This is a genomic window from Pseudomonas sp. P1_F1_2 (assembly GCF_056405815.1).
This window is the reverse complement of the sequence record NZ_JBFUBK010000098.1, coordinates 1-23,879: the sequence shown is the minus strand read 5'-3', so window position 1 is coordinate 23,879 and position 23,879 is coordinate 1. Positions and strand designations below refer to the sequence as shown.

The window sequence follows — 23,879 nt, the reverse complement described above, 5'->3', positions numbered from 1 at the left end:
GGTTGCCGTAGGCGTCGTAGTCRTAGTGGCGGTCGCCCTGCATCAGCAGGCGGTTACCTTTGACGTTGGCCAGGTTTGCGCTGGCTTGGTCGCCTTGGCCCAGCAAGTTCCCGGCGGGATCGTGGGCGAAGCTTTCCGGGGTGCTGCCTCGGACGTTGATCAGGCGATCGAGCGGGTCGTAGTGGTAGCTGCGATTTCCCTTGCGGCTGTCGTCGATGCCGGCGAGGTTGCCGTTGGCGTCGTAGGCGTAGCGGCGGTGGAACAGGTTTCTATCTTTTTGGCTGACGCTGTGTGCTTGCAGACGGCCTTGTTCGTCGTACTGGTACTGGCTGAGCAGCAGGCCTTGCTGGCGCTGAAGTTCCTGACCAGCGCTGAACTGGTGCGTGGTCAGGCGCGAGCCGTTGAGGTCGATGCTGTTCAGGCGGCCACCGGCTTGGTGGCGATAGTCGAGTTTGCTGCCATCGGGCAGGCGGCAGTGGCTCAGTTGGCCGAGCGAGTCGTACTCGTAACGTAGCGTGCCCCAGCCTTGATGTTCGGTGATCAAGCGATCTTGCAGGTCATATTCGTAGGCGAGGGGCCAGTTGCCATCGTCGACGTTGACCAAGCGGCCGAAGGCGTCGTAGCTGTAGTGGATTTCCTCGCTATCGGCTAGCGTCTTGACCAGCAACCGGCCAGCGGCATCGCGTTGATATTCGGTAATCAGTTCGCTGCCGTCGTCGCCGAATTCGGTTTTTTTCAGCAATTGGCCGTTGAGGTCGTACTCGTAGGCGGTGCGGCGCCCGTCGAAGCCGGTTTCCTGCTGGATCAGGCCGTTGGCGTAGTAATCGAGGTGGTAATGCTCGCCGCGCTCGTTTTCGATCTCGGTCAGCAGCAGGCGTGAATTGTCGTAGCGATAACGCAATTGGCTACCGTCCGGATTCAGGCGGCGGCTGACCAGGTGCAGGCCATCGGCGTATTCGTAGCGAGTGATGCGCCCCAGCTCATCGCGCTCGGCGGTGACTTTGCCATAGGCGTTGTAGGTAAATGCACGGGTCGCGCCACCGGGCAGGGTCACTTGTGCGAGGCGATTGGCGGCGTCCCATTGGTAGTGGGTGATCGCGCCGGTTTCTTCCTGACGGGTGATTTGCCGGCCCAAGGCGTCGTAACGGTATTTGCGTTGACCGCCGTCAGGCAGGCTTTCTTCCAGCAGTTGTCCGAGGTTGTTCCATCCCAGTTGATGGCGKCTGCCATCGGGATGACGGATTTCCAGCAAGCGGCCTTGGCGGTCGTAGCTGTAGAGGGTGGCGTTGCCGTGCGGATCGATCTGCTGGGTTATGTCGCCCTGATTGTTGCGCTGATACTTCCACGTGGCTTTGCCGCGATGGACATCGCTCACGAACCCATTGCTGTATTCGTACGTGACCGGTTCATCTTCCGGAGGAATGACCGCCGTCATCAAGCCGTCTTCGTCGTACCGGTATTCGGTCACGGCGCCCAGCGGATCTTTTTCTGCGATCAACTGGCCCTTGTCGTCGTAGGCCTTGAGGTGTTCCGCGCCATCGGGGTCGATCTTGCTGATCAACCGCGCTTTATCGTCGTGGGTATAAACCTCTTCGCTGCCATCGGCGTTGGTAACCGTGACGCTACCTTTATCGTCCCAGACGTAGTGCGCTTCCATCTGCGAGAAACTCGCCCAGTGATGAACGCAGCGCGCGAGCTTGCCTTCGTTCTCCCATTCCCAGAAGAAACTGGCGCCACCCGCCAATTGCCGTTCGAGAATCACGTGCTGATCGTTGTAGCGATAGTGCTCGGCTTCACCGGCCGCGTTCTTCGCTTCAATCAGGCGATGCTGCGCGTCATAGCTGTACGTGACCAGCGTCTGGACGGTGTTCCAGGCGTCTTCCAGAGTGTCCGCCGGAAGGAACTGTTGATAGTCGACGGCGACGATGTGCTTTCGGTCGTAGCGCAGGAGAAGGGCGCGACCGGCACCGTTATCGAGGCGTTTGATTCGCCCGTGAATATCACGGGTGATGTGCAACCGGTTGCCATAGCTGTCGCTGATGGCGATGAGGGTTGCGCCTTTGCTGTTGTAACGGAAGTGGTAGAAGGAAGGGCGACTGCCTGCCTGTGCCAGAACCAGTTCCGAAGGATCGTCGCCGATAAAAATCGCTGCGCGCGACAGGCTGTTGGTGATAGCGGGGCGTTGCTGGCTCGGAAGTGGAAACGGCGTGGCACGGTTTTCGTGGTCGGTCCAGATGACTTCGTCACCGTTGATCTCGACACGGTGCGCCAGCGCATGGCTCCAGCCGTAACCGAGGCCACAATCGATTTCCACGGCGCTGGTTCGATACAGGCGCGTCCACTCAAAGGGCAGCAGGCCGTCGAGTTGACCATCGGTCAGCGTCAACAGCTCTTCACCGGTGACCATCGAAACGGGGCACTTGTCGGTGCAGGTTTTCGCGGCGGGTTCAGCGCTTTTGTCGGCGGGTGTCGTGGCTTGCCTGGAGACATCATCGCCGGTTTTGCCCTTGCCCAGTTTCGCGTTTTTCTTCCCGTCAAAACGCAACTGGGCCAAGCCATTCTTCATTTGTGCCGTCACACCACGCGCCGCAACGGCTGTGTATTTCGTAACGTACTCCATGAAGCCTTTGATGATCTTGAACACCGACTCCACAAAGCCAGTGACGGCCTTGATGATGATTTCGCCATACTTTTTCAACCGCGCGGCGAGGTAGATGACGCCCGTACCTTCCGCGGCGATGGTCAGCACGATCGAGATGACGATGTCGATGGCGATACCCACGACCGCCGCCGTGGTCATTTTTGCCACATCGCCAGCCATCTTCATCGGTGGCAAACCTGCCAGCCAGATGACGGCGCTGCGCACCATCAGGAACAGTGCGGCCTCATCGCTGGCCAGCAACATGGCCTTTTTCATGATGTCGGGCGCTTGTTTGGCCAGGTCAATCAGTTTCTGGGTACCTGCACCGAGGTCCTTCGCAAACTTGCCCGGGTCTTGCAGGATGTCGAGCACCAGACTGATGCCATCCCAGACCCCTTTGATCGCTTCCCAGCCTCCTTCAAGGATGCCGTTGCCGACAGCCATGGCGGTGCCGGAGGCTGACACGTTGGACCATTGAGGTTTGAAGCCCGCCCATTCCTTGCGCAGGAAGCCTTCCAGGTCGGCGGTCAGGCCGCCATAGGAACTGAACAGCGTATCAATCTGCGCCGGTGTCACTTCATTGTGAACGCGGATCTTGTAGAACTTGCCCGGAACACCTTCTGTCCAGGCTGCTTTGCCTTGAGCATCCAGTTTGACTTTGCTGACCGCGCCGCCTTCCACCGCGACGATTTCAACTTCGATATCCCCCAGCGGAATGTCGTAGACCGATTCGAATTTGCTTTCGATCAGCAATGGGCCTTTGAGTGGGCACTGAGCGACGTTTGAGGAGAAATCGCCGTCAGTCATGCTGACGGATTTGCTGGAGTTGCCGACCTTGATCACTCGCTCCATGCCGAGCAAAGAAGGCAAGTCTGCAGCGCGACTGCCTTTATCGGCGACCTCTGCATACCAGGTTTTGGTTTGTTCCTGGTACAGCTTCAGACTGTCCTTGAACGTACTCAGTTGGTTATCAACGTAGGCAACGCGATCCATCAGCCTTGCTCCAGAATCAGGTGGTTTAACAGTGCTTCATTCAAGTTTTTCGGAGCATCGGGCCGACGCACGAAGCGTGCGATTTTCAGCTTCAGGTTGCTGTCGGGGTAAGCGGCGTAGATGTCTGGGCGTTCCTCTTCCAGCCATTGCATCAGGTTGCCGATCAAGGTCGACGGGTCTTGCTTGGCCAAGCCATCAAGCAACGTCTTTGGCACCTCCCACCAAGGCCAATCTTTCGCCACCGGCACCACGCGTGGCCCGATATCCAGCCGCTTGCCATTAATCAGATACCGATCAAACACCGGTAACACTTCACCCGCCGCCTCACCCAATCCCTCCAGAATCGGATAGATATGCCGCCCATCCCAGAACCGGAAAAACACCTCGGTTCCATCGGGCATGCGCACTTGGGTCAGGCTGCGCAGGTGTTCAAAGACCAGCTCCGGCGTGCTGGTTGAAACCGCCAGCCATCCCCAGTCTTGCGCGTCCGTTTCGGCAATCCACGACAGAAAACCCGAGTTGGGCTTCAACTCGGTGAGGTAAGGCATTACTTGTTGCCAACTCGCGTAGGGTGTTCCGCCCCAGATCGGGGTGGCCTGGGTGGTGGGGTCATTCTGGTAAAGCGTCTTCAGCGCATCGGCATCACTGGCGGCACTGACGATCAGATACAGGTGTTCGCCCGTTTGCAGCGGCCGTTCAGCCAACCACGCCTGAGGAGTCAAAAGATCAGCTCGCACAAACACCTGCCTTGCATTTTTCACACTCTTCACAAAACGGCGCATTACGCTTCAGCGTATTGACCTGCGCCGGTGTCAGTACCGCCCCAGCCTTGTCCGCATCCGCCTGTTTCAACACACCCGGCATCAACGGCGCAGCCCCGGTCCCGCTGCCCGGACTGCCCCCGGAGTTCATGTTGATCACCGGCCCGCTCAGGGTCACGCCGCTGGCGTCGATCTTGATGAAGCTGCCGCCACCCTTGAGCGTCAGTTCGCTCCCGGCTTCGAGCACGACTTTCATGCCGCTGCTCAGGTGGATTTCCTGGCCGGCTTCAATGAACTGCCCGGTGCCAATCTTGATGTGCTGGTTTGCGCCCACGGTCAGGTGGTCGTTGGCGCGTGCTTCGACTTTGCGGTCGGCGTAAACCGTGTGGTGTTCTTCGGCTTTGAATTCGCTGTAGCTGTTTTGCTCGACGGTGTCGTGGCGTTCGTTGCCGACGCGGATTTTCTGGTCGTGCTCGACGTTTTCATCCCAGTCGCGCTGGGCGTGCAGGAAGATTTGTTCCTGGCCCTTTTTGTCTTCGATACGCAGTTCGTTGAAACCGCCGCCACCGGGTGAACTCAGGGTTTTGAAAGTGCTGCGGGTCTTGTTCGCCGGCAGCGGGTACGGGACGACGTTTTCCTTGTGGTAAAGGCAGCCGCTGATCAGCGGTTGGTCGGGGTCGCCTTCGAGGAAGGTGACGAGCACTTCCATGCCGATCCGCGGGATGGCGATGCCGCCGTAGTGGGCGCCGGCCCAGGCGGAGGAGACGCGCAGCCAGCAACTGGTCTTGTCGTCGGCCTGGCCTTCGCGGTCCCAGTGGAATTGCACTTTGACGCGGCCGTACTCGTCGCAATGAATTTCTTCACCCAGGGGCCCGGTGACCACGGCGCTTTGACTGCCGAGGATCCGTGGCTTGGGATGCTGCAGCGGCGGGCGATTCGGTACGTCCCACGGGGTGGCCTGGAAGCGGTTGCGGTAGCCCTGATGGAAGTCGTCCTTCAGGTTGGTGGTGTGGCTGGTCACCGATTCTTCCAGCACTTGCGGCTGTTTGCCTTCGTGGAGGATTTCGGTCAGCAGCCACAGGTCGTTCCATTTAGCCTTGGGGTGTTGGGTCAGGGCCAGGAAGTGGCCGCTGACCAGCAACGGCTGATCACTTTTGCCTTCGGCGAGCTGGAAGTCGCTGCGGTGGCGTTCGAGGGCGCGTTTGGCCAGGTGCTTGCCACGCTCGCGGTCGATGAAACGGCCGGGGTAGTCGTAGTCTTCGAGGTCGGGCAGGGCGTCGCCACGGTTTTCGCTTTCGAGGGTGATGCGCGGTTTTTCGAAGTCGTAGTCGCGGCGGGTGGTGCGGCTGGTGCGGGTTTCCAGGCGCAGATCGAAGCGCTTGATCACCGGGTCGTTGGCGACCATGCCGGAGTCTTGCTGATAGGCCACGGGCGCCAGTTTCGGGAACACCGTCTGGTCATCGCCGAACACCAGCTTGTGGGCCGAAGTGCTGTGCTGAAAGTGGTAGTGAATCCCTTCTTCCTCGCACAAGCGCTGGATGAATTGCAGGTCCGATTCATCGTACTGAACGCAGTAAATGCGCTCGGGATAAATCGCCCCGACTTTGAATTCGTAAGCGTTGCTTTGGATGCCGTGCTCTTCAAGGACCTTGCCGATGATTTTCGGCACGTTGAGGTTCTGGAAGATGCGTTGGTTGACGCGATGCGCCAGGTAGGACAGTTGCGGACGCAGGGTCACCGCGTAGCGGGTCAGGCGTTTGCCGGAATCACCCTGGGCGGCGCGGTAGATCTGGCCGTGGATGCCGCTGCCGTCAGGCGAGAGCTGCAAGAAGGCCGGTTTGTGCAGCAGGGATTCGAGGTCCAGGGACGGCTGTTCACTGACCAGCTCCACCTCAAACACGAACGGTTGGCTGATCGCCTCCCGACCTTRCAAGGACAGCACCTGCAAATCGCTGGATAGGCCTTCGATGGTCAGGGCAAAGTGAGTCTGATTGGCCGGCGCGAACATCCCTTGTTCCTCGTGCAGTGCTGCGGCGTGCGCCAATGGCCAAAAAAGGCATCAGCCGACGCGAAAATTCTGGAAGAGCGAAAACAACATCGACCAGCAGAGCTGGCCGATGCTTGAGACGGTCGGCCTGATTTAGGCGACCGGCAGACGCCAGTCATCGGAACCCGAAGTACCGGATACTTCGTGGGTCCAGGTGATTTTGCGGTAGGTGAACTGCACTTCTTCCAGGTGCGTGAAGTGCGAGTTCGACGGGTCCTGGCAGTTGTGCATTTTGTTGTTGATGGCGACGATGATCGCGTCTTCCAGTTTGGTGGTGTAGTAGTGCTCTTGAGTACCTTGAGCCGAAGTGCGGTACCACTGGATAACGATTTCGCTCATGCGCTCGCCGGAAGTCAGGGCCGCTTGCAGCAGAGGCGAAGACTTGTCGTAGACCTTGGTGATCACGACTGGCTTGTGAACGCGCTGACCGGTAGGTTGGCCGGACTGTGGGTCACGCGGGATGATCACGTCGTGGCTGAAAGCCTGAACCATGACCTGGTCTTCGTGGCCTTCCTGGTAGGTGTTGCCAACCGAATCGGCGGTGAATGCGCCGGCGGTGATCAGACCTTGTTTTTCGCCAGTGACGGACATGTACGCTGGTGTAGCCATGGGTGTGCTCCTTGCTAAAAATTAAGGGTGCCCGGGAGGCGGTATCGCCCGGTGGGTGCCTGACTGTTATCAAGGTCCGTGCCATAAACGTTAAAAGCTATATAAAACAGTGTGTTGAGACTGTTTTTCAAGTTCCGGAAAGATTTCTACAGAAGAACACTGAGGAATGTGCGCAAGAACTTGCACAGCACTGCGCAACTTCTTGCGCACTCGGCTGGAGAGCCCGCCCGGCAGGGTGATCAGGGTCCCAAAAAGGCCTTTTCCAACGATGAGTGCGCAACTTCTTGCGCATAAGGGCTATGCGCCATCCATCAACGACACCTGATAGCCGGTGCAACGAATCGACTGGCAGCAGGGTCCATAAAAACACTGCCATCGAGCATCCTGACAACCCTGAACCGGAGTGAGAGCGACATGAAAATCCTGATGGTTTTAACGTCCCACGATCAATTGGGTAACACGGGGAAGAAAACCGGCTTCTGGCTGGAAGAGTTCGCCGCACCGTATTTCGCCTTCAAGGACGCCGGTGCTCAGTTGACCCTGGCGTCGCCCAAGGGTGGTCAGCCGCCGCTGGACCCCAAGAGCGATGAGCCGGATGCGCAAACCGCCGCCACCGATCGGTTCAATAAAGACGCGGCGGCTAAATCCGCATTGGCCTCTACCGCGCTGCTCAACAGTGTGAGAGCCGAGGATTACGATGCGGTTTTCTATCCGGGCGGCCATGGTCCGCTGTGGGATTTGGCTGAAGACAAGCAATCCATTGCGCTGATCGAAGCGTTTTACAAGGCGAATAAACCGGTCGCAGCGGTTTGCCATGCACCGGGTGTGCTGCGCCACGTCAAAGGCACGGACGGTCAGCCGCTGGTCAAGGGCAAGCGGGTCACGGGCTTCACCAACTCGGAGGAAGAGGCGGTGCAACTGACGAACGTCGTGCCGTTTCTGGTCGAAGACATGCTCAAGGAGAAGGGCGGGATTTATTCCAAGGGCGACGATTGGGCAAGCTATGTGCTGACTGACGGGTTGCTGATCACCGGTCAGAACCCGGCGTCGTCCGAGGCTGCGGCCGAGGCGTTGCTCGCCAAACTCCGCTAAACCCGATCCTGTAGCAGCTGGCGCAGCCTGCGTCCGGCTGCGTAGCAGTCGTAATCCGGTAACCACGGTTTATCTGAAAAACCGCACCAGCCGATTTACGACTGCTTCGCAGCCGGACGCAGGCTTCGCCAGCTGCTACAGGTTTCAGATGGCGTGGCCCAGCGTCGCATAGCATTCCTCAATCGAACGCCGTTGCGTTTCGGCATACAACCCCAACTCATCAATCGTCGCTCGCCCCAGCGCTTGTTCAAATGCTTGCTGATTCGAATGCACGCCATAGTGGGTTTGCGCTGCATCCCCGAGGTTCGACTGGAAAATCCCCGCTGCGCTCACGGGCAGAAAATCCTCATAGACCAAAGGTTCAGCCCGCAGGTAACCGCCGCTGAGCAACGCCTCCAGCGACAACGATTTCAGTTCTTCGGCCGCTTGGCCTTTTTCCGTCACAAAGTAGCGAAAGTACGCCAGTTCCTGTTGGCGCATGCCTTCGTACGTGTCAGGAAATTCGCCAAAGTGCTGCGTCATTAGCGCGTTGTAGCGTGCGGCATTGGCCTCATTGGGGAAGTCTTTCAATTCATCTCGTGCCGCGTTGAGCAACCGGTCATACAGCGCCCGGCCTTTTGGCGTCAGCGCGGCACCCCGTTGTTCGATTTCACCGAAGCGGGCGCTGTGGCTGCCTTGGGTGGCGGTTTGATCGGTAAAGGCAACCGGTTCGTCCAGCGCCTTGAAACTGGTCTGGCGCAACAGAATCGGGCACTGGCGGCGAGGCGGGCCTTCGATCACTGCTTTGGGGGTGATGCCGTGGACCGGCATTTGCGCCTGGACGATGTCGATGTCCAGCGTGCGTGGCGTCAGGTGGTTGATGTGCGGGCCTTTGAAGGCCACGACGTCGGCGATCAGGCGATGCTGGGCGCTGAGTTTTTGGTACTGCTCGGCGGTGACGGTCGCGCTGTGATGCCAGCGGAAGGTTTCCAGCGCCTGCTCGACGAAGTCCTGGGCTTCTTGCTCGGTGAGGCCGCCTGCGGTTTCAGCGCGCTCGATCAAGGTCAGCGCTGCCGGGGTAAAGATCTGGCGCTTGTCCAGCACCGACTGGGCGAAGGCGCGCAGTTCCAGGTCTTCGATCAGTTCAAGACGCAGCAACGAGGTGAACACGCGGAACGGACTGACTTGCAACGCTGCTTCGTGCACGGCGCGGAATGCGGTGGAATGCACTGGCACGCCCGCCGGGGTCAGGTCGTAATAGCCCACCGGTTGCATGCCCATGACCTTAAACAAATGGGCGAGGGTGGTCAGTTCGGTGGCGGTACCGACGCGGATTGCACCGTGGCGTTCCAGGTCCAGGCGCTCGATTTCGCCGGTGCTGATCAACTGGCGGGCGATCTGCGGGTCGCTGTCCAGCACGTACTGATTGGTCTGTTCCACCAGTTCCATCAGCGCGCCGTACAGCGGCACTTCCTCGCGGTACATGTCGGACATCGCTTTGGAGAAGCGTTGACGGATCAGGTCAGGGCTGACGAAGTGTGCTTGGCTCATGAAGAATTCCTGGCGCGGTGACGTAAAGGATGTGCGAAAAGATCGCAGCCTTCAGCGGCGCCGACAAACGAAGAATCTTACGAACTTCATTCTGCCAAGGACTGCTTGAACAACAGGACCTGTAGCAGCTGCCGAGCCTGCGAGGTTGCTTCCGGCGGCGGAGCCGTCGTAAACCCTGAAAACCCGGTTTAACTGAAAAACCGCAGAGCCTGATTCACGGCGGCTTCGCCACCGGACGCAGCCTCGCGCAGCTCGACAGCTGCTACGGGGCTCGGTGGTGGTTATAAGTGGGAACGGCTTTCGGTGCGCAGCGATCCCAGGAACTCCCGGTACAGCCTTGCGGTATCCGCCGGTTGCTCAACCATCGGCATGTGGCCGAGGTGATCCCAGATATGCACTCGCAGATCGACGATGCCCTTGCTCCAGACGGCCACGCTGCTGACGTCGATCAAACGGTCCTTGTGACCCCACAACAACAGCGCCGGGCACTTGATGTCCGCCAGTATCGGCTCCATCGGCGGGCTGGCGCGAAAGTCGTTGAAAATCTCCTCCAGCTCATCGCGGCTTTGCTCGTAGCGCTGGGCCACGGCGTCCAGTACTACGCCGGGCACCCACGGCGGTTCGGCCATGGTCATGGCGTAGAAGCGTCGAAACTCCTCGCGCGAGTGAATCAGAAACGGGTTGTGCCCCTTGGCCAGGTGCCGCTCCAGATCACTGGCTTCGGGCGCGGTGACCCCGGCCGGATCGATCAGCGCGACGGAGGCTATCCGCTCCGGGTACGTGGCTGCCAGCCACGCTGCGATGTAGCCGCCCATTGAGTTGCCAATCACATGCACCTTCTCGACCCCGCAGACGTCGAGCAACTGGATGATCCGCTTGGCCTGCAAGGGGATGTCGTAGCCGCCACCGGCCTTGAACCCGGTTTCGCCATGACCGGCAATGTCCGGAATGATTACCCGATAATTGCCGACAAAGTGCCGGGCAAATCGCAGCCAGAGGTTTTTGTCGGCACTGTAGCCGTGCAGCATCAGCACGCTACTCGACGCCTCATACGGGCCGCCTTGCCAGGTCGAGACGGTCATCTCGTGGATCGGTACGACGATCTTGTGCAGCCGATACAGCTTGGCTTCAATCGCCATGTTCCAGTCATAGAGCCAATAACCGATGGCCGGGTAGCTCAACCAGCTCCAGGCCACGATAACTGCAATAACGACAACCAAAAGAAGCATCGGATGACTTCCTCTAACGTGATCAGGACAGGATGTGGTCGGCAGGTTTCAGCGCCCGGGTCAATCGGTGGTAGCTGAAACTAAACCCCGGAAACATGGCGATCACATGACCGCTCTTGCTTTGGTACCAGCTATGGCACCCCCCGGACTTCCACACCGTGCGCTCCATTTCGCGATGGATCATTTCAGTGTAGGTACGTTCCGCTTCGGGGCGTACTTCAATGCTGCGTAAACCTTGGGCTTTTAACGTGCGAATACAGTCGAGGATGTAATTCATCTGCGATTCGATGATGAACAGCGCCGAGGTGTGGCCAATGCCGGTGTTCGGGCCGGTGACGATAAACAGGTTCGGGAAGTCCGGCAGGCTGGTGCCCAGGTAGGCCCGCGGGTACTGCGCCCAGACGTCCTTGAGTTGCGTGCCGTGTTTGCCGGTGACCGGGTAGGAAATCACCCCGTCGGTGGCGTCGTAACCGGTGGACCAGACGATCAGATCGAGGTCGATGTGCTGGCCGTCCTGAGTGACGATGCCGGTTTCGTCGATGGCGGCGATGCCTTGTTCGCGACTGTGCAACGTCACATTAGGCCGGCTCAGCGCCGGGTAGTAGGTGCTGGAGACCAGCACCCGCTTACAGCCGATGGTGAAGTCCGGTGTCAGCTTTTGGCGTAATGCGGGGTCTGGCACCTGGCGTTTGAGAAAGCGCAGGGCGTGTTGCTGGACCATGTGGATCGCCGGTTTCGAGTACTTGAAGGCGATCACCCGGGTTTCGAACTGCCAATAGATCATCCAGCGCAGGAGCTTGTAGGCCGGCTTCAGGCCCAGCAGCCAACGCTGGAAAGGGCCAAACGCACGGTCGGCCCGTGGCAGTACCCAGTGTGGTGTGCGCTGGAACACATGCAGGTGCTCGACGTCCGGGGCAATCGCCGGGATGACCTGGGCAGCGCTGGCACCACTGCCGACGACGGCCACGCGTTTTTTCCGGTAGTCGTAGGAATGGTCCCAGTTGTTGGTGTGGAAGGTCTTGCCCTGAAAGCGTTCCTGACCGACGAAGTGAGGAATGACCGGCTGGCTCAACGGCCCTGTCGCGTTAATCAGAAACTGTGCGTAATACGTGCCTTTGGTGGCGGTGTGCACGGCCCAGCGTTTGCTGGCGTCATCCCATTCGATGCGTTCGACATTGGCTTGCAGTTCAACCCGCTCGCGCAGGCCGAAGCGTTCCACCACGTACTGGGTATAGCGGTGAAGCTCCGCTTGTTCGGCGAACATTTGCGTCCAGCGGTAGGGCGCAAAAGACAGCGAATACAGCGGCGAAGGTACGTCCACCGCTGCGCCGGGGTAGGTATTCTGGCACCAGGTGCCGCCGAAAAAATCCCGTCGTTCCAGCAAGCGAAAATCATCAATGCCGGCCTTGAGCAAATTGATCGCCGCGCACTGACCGCCAAAACCGCTGCCGATGATCAATACTTGAAAGGTCTGCATGGGCCTCCTTTTTTATCGTTGTTTATTGAACCCTTCTTTCATGTATAGCCAAACATTGAAGACTCGCCTCGCGGCAATACCACGGTATTCAGGCCGCTCGCCGGTGATGGCTATTTAACGTTGCCCTGATAGACTCCAATCGCACCTGTCACCCCGGTGTCATCAGGTTCCGTTCAGTGGTGCAGAGGCCCTTATGGAAAAAGCGGGAGGAAAAGGACTTTCATTGGCCAGGAGGCTTTATACATCGCGTACCCTGGGTTTGGCCCTGGGATTGTTGTGCGTGAGCGCGGCGATGTATCCCCTCGACCCGGCGCCGTGGGTGTGGGGTTTGATGGTGTTCAACGGGGTGTTCTGGCCGCACGTTGCCTATCAGTGGGCGCGGCGGGCCAAGGTTCCGTTTCACGCCGAACACCGCACCATCCTGGTCGACGCCTTTCTCGGTGGTTTCTGGGTGGCGGCCATGCAATTCAATCCGCTGCCCAGTGTTGCAACGCTGTCGATGATGGCGATGAACAATGTCGCCATCGGTGGCTTGCGTTTTCTGCTGGTGGGCACCGTCGCGCAGATTCTCGGGATAGGCATTGGATGGCTGCTGTTTACGCCCGCGTTCATCCCGACAACCAGTCCATTGCAGATGTTTGCCTGCATGCCGCTGCTGATCCTGTACCCCTTGGCGTTGGGCTGGATCTGCTTTCGCCAGGCCACCACCCTGGGCCGGCAAAAGCGCGAACTGCTGGCCCTGAGCCGCACCGACAGCCTGACCGGCCTGCTGAACCATGGCGCCTGGAAGGATCAACTGGAAATTGAATTCCAGCGTTGCCAACGCCAGCAGCAGGGCGGGGCGATTGCGCTGATCGACATTGACCATTTCAAGACCATCAATGACACCTACGGCCACGTCGCCGGGGACATTGTGTTGCGTCAGCTGAGCAAAATGCTCAAGCAGAACCTGCGCGTTACCGATGTGGCGGGCCGCTACGGCGGGGACGAGTTCTGCGTGCTACTGCCGGATTTGCCCCTGGACAGCGCCGCCGCGGCCATGGATGCCTTGCGTGATCGCTTTGCCACATTGGGCTACGAGCAAAGTCCTGCGTTGAAAGTCAGCCTGAGCATCGGCCTGGCAGCCTTCAACCCGGCACACGCCGATGCCACGTTGTGGCTCAACGACGCCGATCAGGCGCTGTACGAAGCCAAGACCACTGGCCGCAATCGGGTGATTTGCGCCGACGGCAAGCTGCATCGGGCGTTGTTTGATTCGGTGTGACTCTTTAGCAGCAACCCCTAAACCCCCTCACCACAGGGTTTTTGTGGGGGTTGAGCTGGCTCATTCAGTGGCGCACAACTTTCCAAGACGTTTCCTACAACGTACCCTGTTGCCGCGTTTCGGTATCGACCCCTATAGTTCGGGCTCGCGGAAAACTCCGCGAACGACCTTGGTCGGTCGGATACAGGAACGTCCAGCTACCCGACACCGTTCAGGCGATTAGCGCCTGAAACATCGTGTTATGGCGGCTGTGCGTGGGACACCTTCGGGTGTGCCGGTTCCTGTACCCGGTCGGCCAACCCGCGTACGGCTGCCACCTTCGTTTGGCCGCGAAACGGTGGTTGCTCCAATTACAGGAGTTACAACAATGCACGACCAAGTAATGCCGCGTTACCTCCCCATCGACACCTACGACCCCGAAAATCCGGTGCTCTTCGTCAATACCCACAAAGAACTCAGCGACCTCGCAGCCTGCGCGGCGCATCGCTTTACCGTGGTTCGTGATTTGGCGGACACCTTGTCCAGCCTTGGCCTCAAAGGCATTTCAGACTGTGATCTGACGCGTGTGACCGGGGCGGTGCATCTGCTGATGCGTGAAGGATGCGCGATTCTGGACGTGATCCGGGCGCGGGCGTTGCAGCGGGAGGAGGGGTTCAAGGCTGCAATCTAGCGGTGTTGCAACCGGCCCCTTCGCGGGCAAGTCGGATCGCCGCACCGCACGCTCCCACAGGGGAATGCGTTTCAACTGTGGGAGCATGGCTTGCCCGCGAAGGCGTCAGCCCAGGCAATACAGCTAAACCGGTTAAACCCTTATTCTTTAACGCTCATGAATTCTTTCGCCCAGCGGATGTATTCCTCAGGCTGCGTGTAGGTGTGCGTCAGCTCCGTAGCGTTCAAATCCGACGCTTGGGTAAAGATCTGCCGCTGTTCGCGCAAGCTGTCGTACGTCGCCTTGATCGCCGCAAAGTAAGCGCCATGTCCGTCAATCGTCACTCGCACGCCCAGTTCGGCCAGGCGCTTGTCATCGCGCAGCGCCGGGTTGCCGTAGGTGACCAGCATCAGCGGCACGCTCAGGTGCTCGGCGATTTTTTCCAGTTGGTCGAAGTCCTGCACACCGACCATGCAGATCCCGTCCGCTCCGGCGGCTTGGTACTGCTGGGTGCGGCTGATGATTTCCTGGACGGGCAGGATGCCGGCGTTGGTGCGGGCGATGATCGCCATTTCTGAATCGACGCGGGCTTCCAGCGCTGCACGGATCTTGCCGACGCCTTCCGCGACGCCGATCAGGTCGGTGGATTTACGGCCGAATTGTGCCGGCAGCAAGGTGTCTTCGATGGTCAGCGCGGCCACGCCGGCGCGTTCGAGTTCGACGATGGTGCGCATCACGTTGAGCGCGTTGCCGTAGCCATGGTCGGCGTCGGCGATGACCGGCAATTGCGCCACGCGGCCAATGCGGGTGGCCTGCTCGGCGAACTCGCTGAGGGTAATCAACGCAAAGTCGGGGGCGCCCAGCACCTGCAACGATGCGACCGAGCCACCCAGAATCCCCACTTCAAAACCCAGGTCAGCCGCAATGCGGGCCGACATCGGGTCGAAGACCGAAGCCGTGTGATAGCAGGTGTTGGAGGCGAACAGTTCGCGGAAGTTACGGCGCAAATCTTGATGGGAAAGCCTGGACATACGAGTTCCACCACTGCAATTGGAATGGAAGGGCTTGAGCAAAAGTGTCAACGCCGAAGGAACAAAAGGCTATCACGCGGACGAACAGAAGATGATGACGAATTTACAAAGTTGTTGTCTGCAATCCTCACAGTAACGCTAACCCCTGTAGCAGCTGCCGAAGGCTGCGTCCGAGTGCGCAGCACTCGCCATCAAGTGTTTACGCCGCTACAGCCTGCTGCTGTTGATTGAGCAATGGCACCGCACGCACGGAGTTGCCGGGCTGCAGTTGCAGCCGTTTGGCAGTGAGTCGGTCGACAATCAGGCTGTTGCCCACCATGCGTGCCTTGGCGGCGGTGATGCGGCAGTTTTCCAGGCGACGGTTGTGGATCAGCCAGACCGGGGCCTGTTCGTCGGGCGTGCCAATGGTCAGCACCAGGGCCTGGCTGTCGCGCACGGTGCGGATTTCCGACACCGGTGCTTCAATCACCGGACCTGCGTCGAAAATATCGATGTAGCCCTTGTGGGAAAAACCCTCGGCGCTGAGGATCTTCAAGGCCGGTTCGGTGTTCGGGTGTGCCTTGCCGATCACGGCTTGGGCCTGTTCCGTCAGGAGGCAGGTGTAGAGCGGTTGGCGCGGCATCAATTCGGCGATGAACGATTTACTGCCCAACCCCGACAGGTGGTCGGCGTGGCTGAATTCCATCTTGAAGAAATGCCGGCCCAGGCTGTCCCAGAATGGTGAACAGCCATGCTCGTCGGCGCGGCCACGCAGTTCGGCAATGAGCTTGTCGCCGAACTGCTGGGGGAATTCTGCGACGAACAGCAGGCGCGCCAGCGACAGGAGCCGGCCATGGGTGCCATGGCGTTGGTCGTGGCGCAGAAAGAGCGAGCAGAGTTCCGATTGGCCAGTCATTTCGTTGTTCAGGAACAGGGTCGGAATCTGTCGTTGAATGCCCAGGTCCGGCGAAGCGCTGACAGTTAACCCGACCCGATAGTTGTACCAGGGTTCACGCAGGCCCACGGCGCCGGTCAAGGCACTTACGCCGACCACTTGCTGATCGTCATCCTCAAGCACAAACAGGTAATCGGCATCCGCACGCTCGACTTGTTCGGCGAATGTCCGCTGGGCCCAGCGCACCCGGTGCGCCAAGCGATCCTCGTTGGCCGGCAGGGTGGTGAACCCGGGGCCGGCCTGTTGCACCAGGTCCATCAAGGCGGGCAGGTCGGTGACGCGAACCGGGCGGACAATCATGATGCAGCTCCTTCTTCGCGCCTGTTCGGGCGCTGTCGTTGGCCACGGGGCCGAGTGATGCTCACAGGGCGATCAACCGGATCGGGCTGCCATCGGTCACGTTCAGGGCCCTGCACATGTCGGCGCTCAACCCTACCGGGTGCCCGGCCTGGTAATCCAGTTCGGCGACGATCGCGCGATAGCCCTTGAGTGCGTCATTGCTGACCAGATACCTGCCTCGTGCATCGATGGACGAAACGGCCTGCGCCGTTGCCTTCAGGCTTTGGGCGATGGTGAGTACGTTCGAGGTGCGTGCATACAAGGTCGGGCCACCGTCGAACAGGTCGATGTAGCTGTTGGTTTCAAAGCCTTCGCGTTCAAGAATGTCGAAGGCCTCCTGGCCGTCGGGGTGAATCCGGCCGATGCAGTCCTGCGCAGCCTGGGGCAGCATGGGAACGTATATCGGGTACTGCGGCATCAGTTCGGCGAGAAAGGTCCGGCTTTCCAGCCCGCACAGGCGTTCGGCCTCGGTATAAGGCAGGTCGAAAAAGTGCTTGCCCACGGCATCCCAGAACGGCGATTGCCCCTCGTCGTTGCTGTAGCCGACGATTTCGGTGATTACAACGTCCGCAAATCGCTGCGAATGGGCCGCGATAAACAGCAGCCGTGCCCGTGACAGCAACTCCGAGAACTCGGTGCGCACCAGGTCGTCGTCGATGTGAAAGCCGCGCAGCAGGGTGTGACCATTAAGGTCGTGGCATAAAGACAGTGCCGGCACGCCATGCTCGATGTTCAACTCCCGCGAGGCGCTGGTGAAGTGGCGGTTGCGCAGGCTGTAGAAGGGCTCGTTGAACCCGGCGGTGGCCAGGATTTCCGAGCAACCCACCAGGCGCCGGGCCGTCAGGTCCTCCAGCACGAAGAAGTAGTTCTCCGGGCCATGTTTCTCAACGCCTTTGTCCAGTGAGGCGCAGGACTCGAGAATTCTGCTGCGCAAGCGTTCGCTGTCATCGGGCAAAGACGTGACGCCCACCAGGCTGTCACGGGCCAGTTGCTGCAATTGGGGCAGGTCGGTTAACTCGACTGGGCGTAAGACCAGCATGGCTGCACTCCTGTATCAAAGGGTTCGGTGATTGGCACCGAACCTGACTATCACTGTCGGTTTCCACGCATGAAAGCAGCGCTCGCCTGATTTGTTGTCAGACGCCGCCCTTTTTTTTGTCAGTCGTTGCTCGGGTCGGCCAGCACCGTGTTGTACATGATCGCCGGTGCCCACAGTAACGCGGTGTGGTGGGCGATGAATGGCAGGTCCCGGGGTGAGCAATGGGGGAGCGTAAACATCCTTATTTATCCTCCAGCAGGTGGGTGTCGAATTCGCCGCGCAGGGCGTCGATGCCTTCCAGGCGATCGGCCAGGTCCGGGCTGCGCAACGTCAGGCAGGCAATCAACGCCTCGACCTGGGCCAGCGCCGGAACCATGGTGTCGAAGGCTGACACCGATTCAACCGGCGCACTGATAATCAGGTCAGCCATCTCGCGTAGTGGGGAAGTGTAGATGTCAGTGAACAACACCACCCGTGCGTATCGGCTCTTGACGGCGTTGGTCAACCGCAAGGTCCGCGACTGGTAGCGGCGGTAATCGAACACCAGCACCACGTCCTGGCGCTGCACATCGAACACTCGGTCCGGCAGTTGCGCGTTGTCTTCCAGGGCAAAACAGCCGGGGCGTAGCAGGCGCAGGTGGTTGAGCAAGTACTGGGCGAGGAAATTGCTGAAGCGCCCGCCAAAGCAGTGCACCTGATGGCGAGTGTCGAGCAGCCATTCCACGAGGATCCGGATGTCTTCGGGCTGAGTCAGTGCGTGGGTATCCACCAACGCTCGATGGCTGCTCGCCAGACAGTGGCTCCATGCATCGCCTTTGTGCAGATGGGAGCGCCGTTGCAACTGGGCACTGGGGGAACGCAAACGCTGGTCCATGTCGCTGAGCAGGGCATCCTGGAAATCAGCATAACCGTTGAACCCGAGTTTTTTCACCAGGCGCACAATGGTGGGATCGCTGACGCCGGCGTGTTCGGCCAAACGTGACATCGGGCCGAGGCCGTTACGCGGGTACTGATCCAGCAAGGCACGTATGACCTTGCGTTCCGACGGCGTCAGCTCCATGCCGGCGTCGGTGATCTGGTCTCTGAGAGAGGGCATCCGGGCTCCTGCTGGATGGGTGTTGGTTTCATTTCATAAATTGCTAAAACAGTATTTATGTAGCGGACTCCACAAGTCTAGTGAATTTTTCGGCGGTTTTTTCGAGCCCCAAAATGGGGCGAAACCCGCGTGCTAAGGGGGCTACATGGAAATCGACAGCGCTTGTAGGTAATCGCCCATAACCGTGTGGGACATTGCCGAATTTCATCGACCCTGGCGTTCGGCACGCGGTGCGTGACCGGTGAAACGAAACGCCCTGAACCGGGCTTCTTGGGGCACAATTGGGCAAGTTTTTGCGGCGCGTTGCCGTTTTCGATGGTTTCGACAGGTGGATAATTCGTGCAGGCAACCCGTTTGACTCTGATTTGTCACGCTCGAACCGTCGCACAGAAATTGGCGTATTTTCCTACGAACGAGCCACTGGAAATGGATTGGCAATTGGCGAAAGGCTCGCGCCGCAGCCAGTTCAAAGGGACGCCCCGTTTACTGTGCGGTCCGGAGATGCGTACCCGGCAAACCGCGGCCTTGTTCGGCGATGATGTTGAAGTCGTCGCGGCATTGAGCGAATGCGACTTCGGACAGTGGCACGGCGTACACATCGATGCCTTGCAAACGTCACAAGCGTCGGCGCTCCAGGCCTGGCTCGATGATCCGGCATCGGCGCCGCATGGCGGTGAGTCGGTGGTGCAGTTGCGCCAGCGCGTGGCGCAGTGGCTTCAAACGCTTGAAAGCGCACCGGGGCATATCGTTGCCATCACCCACCCCTTCGTCATACGGGCGGCGTTGATGGAAGTGGTGCAGGGCGCGGCCTTCAATCAGATCGACGTTGAGCCGTTGTCAGCCATCGAATTGCGCTTCACCGGCCGCTGGCGTCTGCGCTTGCTCGGCACCGACGCCGAAGGAGTGTCGTGATGAAAAAACTGCTGGTCATCGGCATTGGCGCCGGCAACCCCGACTACGTCACGATGCAGGCTGTGAAGGCGCTGAACCGTGTCGATGTGTTTTTCCTGATGGACAAGGGCCAGAGCAAAGACTCGTTGATCGACCTGCGTCGCGAGATCTGCGAGCGCTACATCACCGATCGCGACTACCGCTTCGTCGAAGCCCACAGCCCCGAGCGCGAGCGCGGTGATGTGGACTACACGAACAGTGTCGAAGACCTCAACCTTGCCAAGCAATTGACCTTCGAGCGCTTGATCAATGAGCACCTGAGCGATGATCAGTGCGCCGGTTTCCTGGTGTGGGGCGATCCGGCGTTGTACGACAGCACGATCAGGATTTTGCAGGCGATTCTGGCTTCGGGGCGCTGTGTGTTCGAGTTCGAGGTCATCCCCGGTATTACCAGCGTCCAGGCCTTGGCGGCGCAGCATAAAGTGCCGCTCAATGAGATTGGCCGCTCGATTGAAATCACCACAGGGCGACGGCTGGCGGCGGGGCAGGTGAGTGATGCGGACAGCGTGGTGGTGATGCTGGACGCACAGGATGCCTACCATCAGGTGGCGGATCAGGAGACCGAGATTTACTGGGGCGCCTATTTAGGCACGCCGGATGAAATCCTGATCAGCGGCAAACTCAAGGATGTAGGTGATGAAATTGAGCGGGTGCGCAAGGCAGCTCGATTGGCCAATGGGTGGATCATGGATACCTATCTGTTGCGTAAGCCTTGAGTTAACTCGTGTCCGGGATGGCCTCATCGCGGGCAAGTCGAATCGTCGTACCGCCGCTCCCACAGTGATAGGTGTCTGCCACCGATGCTGTGTACGCCCGCAAACCTGTGGGAGCGGGCTTGCCCGCGATGGCGTCCTCAAACACACCTTAAATGATCGCACTGCCCCCACGCCCGAACCGCTCCCGATACACTGACGGCGGCACACCTACAATGCCCCGAAACGCCACCCGAAAACTCTCCACCGATCGATACCCACACCGCTCGGCAATCTGATCGGTGTTGTGGTCGGTGCTCTCCAGCAATTCCCGCGCTCGCGCCAGTCGCTCATGCTGTAACCACGCTTTGGGCGGCATCCCGGTGGCCTCAGTGAACCGACGCAGGAACGTCCGTTCACTCATGGCGGCCTCGCTGGCCAATTCGCGCACCTCCAGCGGTTCGTGCAAGCGCTCGCGCGCCCATTGCATGACGCGTGACACATCGCTGCGCGGCGTCGGACTGACCGGTGCCGGAATAAATTGCGCCTGGCCGCCGGTGCGTTGCGGCGACATCACCAGCCGTCGCGCCACCGAGTTCGCCACGTGTGTACCGAAATCCCGAGCCACCAGGTGCAGGCACGCATCGATACCCGCTGCGCTGCCGGCCGAGGTGATCAGTTGACCTGAGTCGACGTAGAGCACGTCCGGGTTGACCTGGATATGCGCAAAGCGCTCGGCCAGTTCGGTGGTGTAGCGCCAATGAGTGGTGGCGCTGTGGCCATCGAGCAAACCGGTCGCCGCCAGCACAAATACGCCGGAACAGATTGACAGCAACCGCGCGCCCCGCGCATGGGCCTTTCGAAGGGCGTCGAGCAAGTGCTCGGGCACCGCTGCATGACGGTCGCGCCAACCGGGAATGATGATGGTGCGGGCGTCTTCGAGCAGCTCCATGCCGCCATCGGCCAGCACTTGAATACCGCCCATGGCGCGCATCGGGCCCTGATCCACGGCGACGATCCGGTGTTCATACCAAGGAAAGTCGAACTCTGGCCGCGCCAGGCCGAAGATCTCCACGGCGATGCCGAATTCGAAGGTACAGAGGCCGTCGTAGGCCAGGATCGCGACCAATCCAGGGTTAGGCTGCATTTGGCGGAAAGTTCCCGGTGAGTGTCTTGTGCGCCACTGTAGCGCCAAGCATCGGGCGGATAAAGTCTTCTCACACCCACCCTGACTTTGGAGTACTGCCCATGACCAGCCTGGTCCGCGAAATTCCCGCAGCCCCTTCGGCCATCGCCCTGATGCATTTCAGCAACCGTCTGACATTCGAAACAGACTGTTCCGACGTCCACGGCAGTCAACAGGCCGGCGAGGTGGATTTCGTGTTGGTCGACGTGCGCGGCCCGCTGGCGTTCGAGCGGGGGCATGTGCCGGGCGCGATCAATATTCCGGGGCGATTGCTGAATGCTGAAGGGTTGGCGGCGTACCCGAAAAGCAGCTTGTTCGTGGTGTATTGCGCCGGTCCGCACTGCAACGGCGCCAACAAGGCAGCGGTGAAGCTCGCGGCGCTGGGTTACCCGGTCAAGGAAATGATAGGCGGTGTGACCGGGTGGCTGGATGAAGGGTTTGAATTGAGTACACCTGTGCAGCGTCCGGTCAGTGCTGTGATTGGCTGCGAATGCTGACGTTCAAGTAACACAAAAAGCCCGTCAGTCCTGACGTTCAGCGAGTGGACGCAGCCGCCCACCACGCATCCAGCGTCGCCTGCAGCCAGTCATAAACGGCGGCGTAGGCGGCGCTGTCCGGTTCACCCCGAGGCAACGGTGATTCCTCGGCAAAGTGTTCATTCAGTATCGCCACCGATTCGGCATTCCACTCCGGATGGAACTGCAGTCCCACCCGCGTTGGCCCCACGCGATACATTTGCTGTTCGCATTGATCGCTGCTGGCCAGCAATTGCGCCTCCGGCGGCAGGGCGATCGCGTCTTCGTGCCACTCCAGCACGTTCAGCCTTTGCCCATCGGTGAATGTCACCGACGTCCAGCCGGTTTCCGTGCGCGCCATCCGCCGCACCGTTCCGCCCAGGCTCAACGCCAGCAATTGCGCGCCCAGGCAAATCGCGAACACCGCGACGTCTTTATCCAGACTGCCCGCCAGCCACTGTCGCTCGGCCTCAAGCCATGTCGGTCCGGCATTGGATTCATATGGCCCGCCCAACACAATCACCGGTGCTGCGCTCACGGGCGGCAATTGGCCGAGATCGGCACGAAACACCTTCAGCGTCAGCCCTCGGGACGAGGCCCAGTCAGCAATGGCACCAGGGCCTTCGGCGGGGTGGTGCTGGATCAGATTCAAGGTAGGCATCACGGCTCTCGGGTAAGTTTTGTTTGTCAGATTTGTCCGAAAAAAGGACTTGTCCTACAGTCTGTGCACCGCCTTGGCGCACGCATCAAGCCGCTCTGTTGTAGCAGCCACTTTTCTATAAGTATTTGTCGCTTAAACACAATTTGCCCATTTGAAGCCACTCTAGACTGCCGGCCACTTCGGTTTTCACCGGCCGAAAGCCAATCTTAAGCTGCCAATAAAAGCCTCCGCACACAGGAGTTATAAATGAAGAAGCTAGTGATGTTCGGTGCCCTGGCACTGTCGATGTTGTCCCTGACCGCTGTGGCCGAAGACGCCAAGCCGATCCGCATCGGTATCGAAGCCGGTTACCCGCCATTCTCGATGAAAACCCCTGACGGCAAACTCACCGGTTTCGACGTGGACATCGGCGATGCACTGTGTGAACAGATGAAAGTGAAGTGTACGTGGGTCGAGCAAGAATTCGACGGCCTGATCCCGGCACTGAAAGTGAAGAAAATCGACGCCATCCTGTCGTCCATGACCATCACCGACGACCGTAAAAAGAACGTCGATTTCACCATCAAGTACTACCACACCCCAGCGCGCTTCGTCATGAAGGAAGGCACCGACGTCAAGGATCCGCTGACCGATCTCAAAGGCAAGAAAGTCGGTGTGCTGCGCGCCAGTACCCACGACCGTTTCGCCACTGAAGTGCTGGTGCCGGCCGGGATCGAGCTGGTGCGTTACGGTTCCCAGCAGGAAGCCAACCTCGACATGGTCTCTGGCCGCATCGACGCGCTGCTGGCCGACTCGGTCAACCTGGACGACGGTTTCCTGAAAACCGACGCCGGTAAAGGTTTCGCGTTCGTCGGTCCTGAGTACAACGATCCGAAGTACTTCGGTGGCGGCGCTGGCATTGCCGTGCGCAAGGGCGATACCGAGCTGGCTGATAAATTCAACACCGCTATCACCGAAATCCGCGCCAACGGCAAGTACAAGCAAGTGCAGGACAAGTACTTCAAGTTTGACGTTTACGGCGAGTAATCACCTCGTTTAAAAAAGTGGCATCCGTTGACGCGGTTGCCATTTTTTTTGTGCATTCTCTTTAGCAGCAGAGAACCCTGTGGGAGCGAGCTTGCTCGCGATAGCGGAGGGTCAGGC

General features: G+C 59.5%; 20 protein-coding genes. 7 read left to right on the top strand and 13 right to left on the bottom strand.

What is annotated here, in order from left to right:
* The 4 genes from AC1D2P_RS24055 to AC1D2P_RS24040 form a co-directional block, all read right to left on the bottom strand.
* A partial coding sequence (locus tag AC1D2P_RS24055; protein WP_477811620.1) for a DUF6531 domain-containing protein occupies positions 1 to 3,634 on the bottom strand: 3,634 nt, incomplete at its 3' end.
* Positions 3,634 to 4,416, bottom strand: a complete 783-nt coding sequence (locus AC1D2P_RS24050) for a DUF4123 domain-containing protein (protein ID WP_477757454.1) — start codon at positions 4,414 to 4,416, stop codon at positions 3,634 to 3,636. The genes AC1D2P_RS24050 and AC1D2P_RS24055, both read right to left, overlap by 1 nt.
* A complete protein-coding gene (locus AC1D2P_RS24045) occupies positions 4,361 to 6,403 on the bottom strand; it encodes a type VI secretion system Vgr family protein (RefSeq protein ID WP_477811619.1) in 2,043 nt (680 codons plus the stop codon). The genes AC1D2P_RS24050 and AC1D2P_RS24045 overlap by 56 nt, the downstream gene beginning before the upstream one ends.
* Before the next feature lie 132 nt (positions 6,404 to 6,535).
* Positions 6,536 to 7,051 carry an Hcp family type VI secretion system effector gene (locus AC1D2P_RS24040; RefSeq protein ID WP_007948242.1) on the bottom strand — a complete coding sequence of 172 codons (516 nt, stop codon included), beginning with the start codon at positions 7,049 to 7,051 and terminating at the stop codon, positions 6,536 to 6,538.
* A 414-nt stretch (positions 7,052 to 7,465) separates the two neighbouring features.
* Between AC1D2P_RS24040 and AC1D2P_RS24035 the strand changes: the two genes are divergently transcribed.
* Positions 7,466 to 8,143: a type 1 glutamine amidotransferase domain-containing protein gene (locus tag AC1D2P_RS24035; RefSeq protein ID WP_046027811.1), complete on the top strand. Its 678-nt coding sequence runs from the start codon at positions 7,466 to 7,468 to the stop codon at positions 8,141 to 8,143.
* Positions 8,144 to 8,287: 144 nt separating this feature from the next.
* Here the strand turns inward: AC1D2P_RS24035 and hglS are convergent, their stop codons facing one another.
* The 3 genes from hglS to AC1D2P_RS24020 all read right to left on the bottom strand — a co-directional run bounded on the left by hglS (position 8,288) and on the right by AC1D2P_RS24020 (position 12,379).
* Positions 8,288 to 9,673, bottom strand: coding sequence for a 2-oxoadipate dioxygenase/decarboxylase HglS (gene hglS / locus AC1D2P_RS24030; RefSeq protein ID WP_109784541.1), 1,386 nt, complete (start codon positions 9,671 to 9,673; stop codon positions 8,288 to 8,290).
* 281 nt (positions 9,674 to 9,954) lie between these two features.
* On the bottom strand, positions 9,955 to 10,902 hold the full coding sequence (locus tag AC1D2P_RS24025; RefSeq protein WP_046027807.1) for an alpha/beta fold hydrolase: 948 nt from the start codon (positions 10,900 to 10,902) through the stop codon (positions 9,955 to 9,957).
* 22 nt (positions 10,903 to 10,924) lie between these two features.
* Entirely contained in the window at positions 10,925 to 12,379 is a 1,455-nt protein-coding gene (locus tag AC1D2P_RS24020; RefSeq protein WP_109784542.1) for a flavin-containing monooxygenase, read from the bottom strand.
* A 193-nt stretch (positions 12,380 to 12,572) separates the two neighbouring features.
* Here AC1D2P_RS24020 and AC1D2P_RS24015 point away from each other — a divergent pair, with 193 nt between their 5' ends.
* Both AC1D2P_RS24015 and AC1D2P_RS24010 read left to right on the top strand, forming a co-directional pair.
* Entirely contained in the window at positions 12,573 to 13,643 is a 1,071-nt protein-coding gene (locus tag AC1D2P_RS24015) for a diguanylate cyclase (protein WP_477757456.1), read from the top strand.
* A gap of 367 nt (positions 13,644 to 14,010) precedes the next feature.
* On the top strand, positions 14,011 to 14,313 hold the full coding sequence (locus AC1D2P_RS24010) for a hypothetical protein (protein WP_223524521.1): 303 nt from the start codon (positions 14,011 to 14,013) through the stop codon (positions 14,311 to 14,313).
* A 140-nt stretch (positions 14,314 to 14,453) separates the two neighbouring features.
* Here the strand turns inward: AC1D2P_RS24010 and AC1D2P_RS24005 are convergent, their stop codons facing one another.
* The 4 genes from AC1D2P_RS24005 to AC1D2P_RS23990 form a co-directional block, all read right to left on the bottom strand.
* Positions 14,454 to 15,323, bottom strand: a complete 870-nt coding sequence (locus tag AC1D2P_RS24005; protein WP_223524523.1) for an isocitrate lyase/PEP mutase family protein — start codon at positions 15,321 to 15,323, stop codon at positions 14,454 to 14,456.
* Positions 15,324 to 15,522: 199 nt separating this feature from the next.
* Positions 15,523 to 16,557, bottom strand: coding sequence for an arginine N-succinyltransferase (astA, locus tag AC1D2P_RS24000; protein WP_223524526.1), 1,035 nt, complete (start codon positions 16,555 to 16,557; stop codon positions 15,523 to 15,525).
* Between the two features lie 61 nt (positions 16,558 to 16,618).
* Positions 16,619 to 17,635 (bottom strand): arginine N-succinyltransferase, encoded by a 1,017-nt coding sequence (locus tag AC1D2P_RS23995; RefSeq protein WP_223524528.1) that lies wholly within the window; start codon positions 17,633 to 17,635, stop codon positions 16,619 to 16,621.
* Positions 17,636 to 17,876: 241 nt separating this feature from the next.
* Positions 17,877 to 18,731 carry a MurR/RpiR family transcriptional regulator gene (locus tag AC1D2P_RS23990; RefSeq protein ID WP_046027796.1) on the bottom strand — a complete coding sequence of 285 codons (855 nt, stop codon included), beginning with the start codon at positions 18,729 to 18,731 and terminating at the stop codon, positions 17,877 to 17,879.
* 339 nt (positions 18,732 to 19,070) lie between these two features.
* On the opposite strand from AC1D2P_RS23990, the gene AC1D2P_RS23985 reads away from it, so the two are divergent.
* Both AC1D2P_RS23985 and cobF read left to right on the top strand, forming a co-directional pair.
* Positions 19,071 to 19,643 carry a histidine phosphatase family protein gene (locus AC1D2P_RS23985; RefSeq protein ID WP_223524530.1) on the top strand — a complete coding sequence of 191 codons (573 nt, stop codon included), beginning with the start codon at positions 19,071 to 19,073 and terminating at the stop codon, positions 19,641 to 19,643.
* Entirely contained in the window at positions 19,643 to 20,398 is a 756-nt protein-coding gene (gene cobF, locus AC1D2P_RS23980) for a precorrin-6A synthase (deacetylating) (protein WP_109784549.1), read from the top strand. The genes AC1D2P_RS23985 and cobF overlap by 1 nt, the downstream gene beginning before the upstream one ends.
* A 148-nt stretch (positions 20,399 to 20,546) precedes the next feature.
* Here cobF and ftrA read toward each other — a convergent pair whose 3' ends face one another.
* Complete coding sequence (ftrA, locus tag AC1D2P_RS23975; RefSeq protein WP_109784550.1) at positions 20,547 to 21,521, bottom strand: transcriptional regulator FtrA; 975 nt, start codon at positions 21,519 to 21,521, stop codon at positions 20,547 to 20,549.
* 101 nt (positions 21,522 to 21,622) lie between these two features.
* Here ftrA and AC1D2P_RS23970 point away from each other — a divergent pair, with 101 nt between their 5' ends.
* The gene (locus tag AC1D2P_RS23970) at positions 21,623 to 22,057 is read left to right on the top strand and encodes a rhodanese-like domain-containing protein (protein WP_477757457.1); all 435 of its coding nucleotides are present in this window, start codon (positions 21,623 to 21,625) and stop codon (positions 22,055 to 22,057) included.
* 37 nt (positions 22,058 to 22,094) lie between these two features.
* Here AC1D2P_RS23970 and AC1D2P_RS23965 read toward each other — a convergent pair whose 3' ends face one another.
* Positions 22,095 to 22,736 carry a type 1 glutamine amidotransferase gene (locus AC1D2P_RS23965; protein WP_477757458.1) on the bottom strand — a complete coding sequence of 214 codons (642 nt, stop codon included), beginning with the start codon at positions 22,734 to 22,736 and terminating at the stop codon, positions 22,095 to 22,097.
* A gap of 246 nt (positions 22,737 to 22,982) precedes the next feature.
* Between AC1D2P_RS23965 and AC1D2P_RS23960 the strand changes: the two genes are divergently transcribed.
* Positions 22,983 to 23,762 (top strand): ABC transporter substrate-binding protein, encoded by a 780-nt coding sequence (locus AC1D2P_RS23960; protein WP_477757459.1) that lies wholly within the window; start codon positions 22,983 to 22,985, stop codon positions 23,760 to 23,762.
* Positions 23,763 to 23,879: the final 117 nt, after the last annotated feature.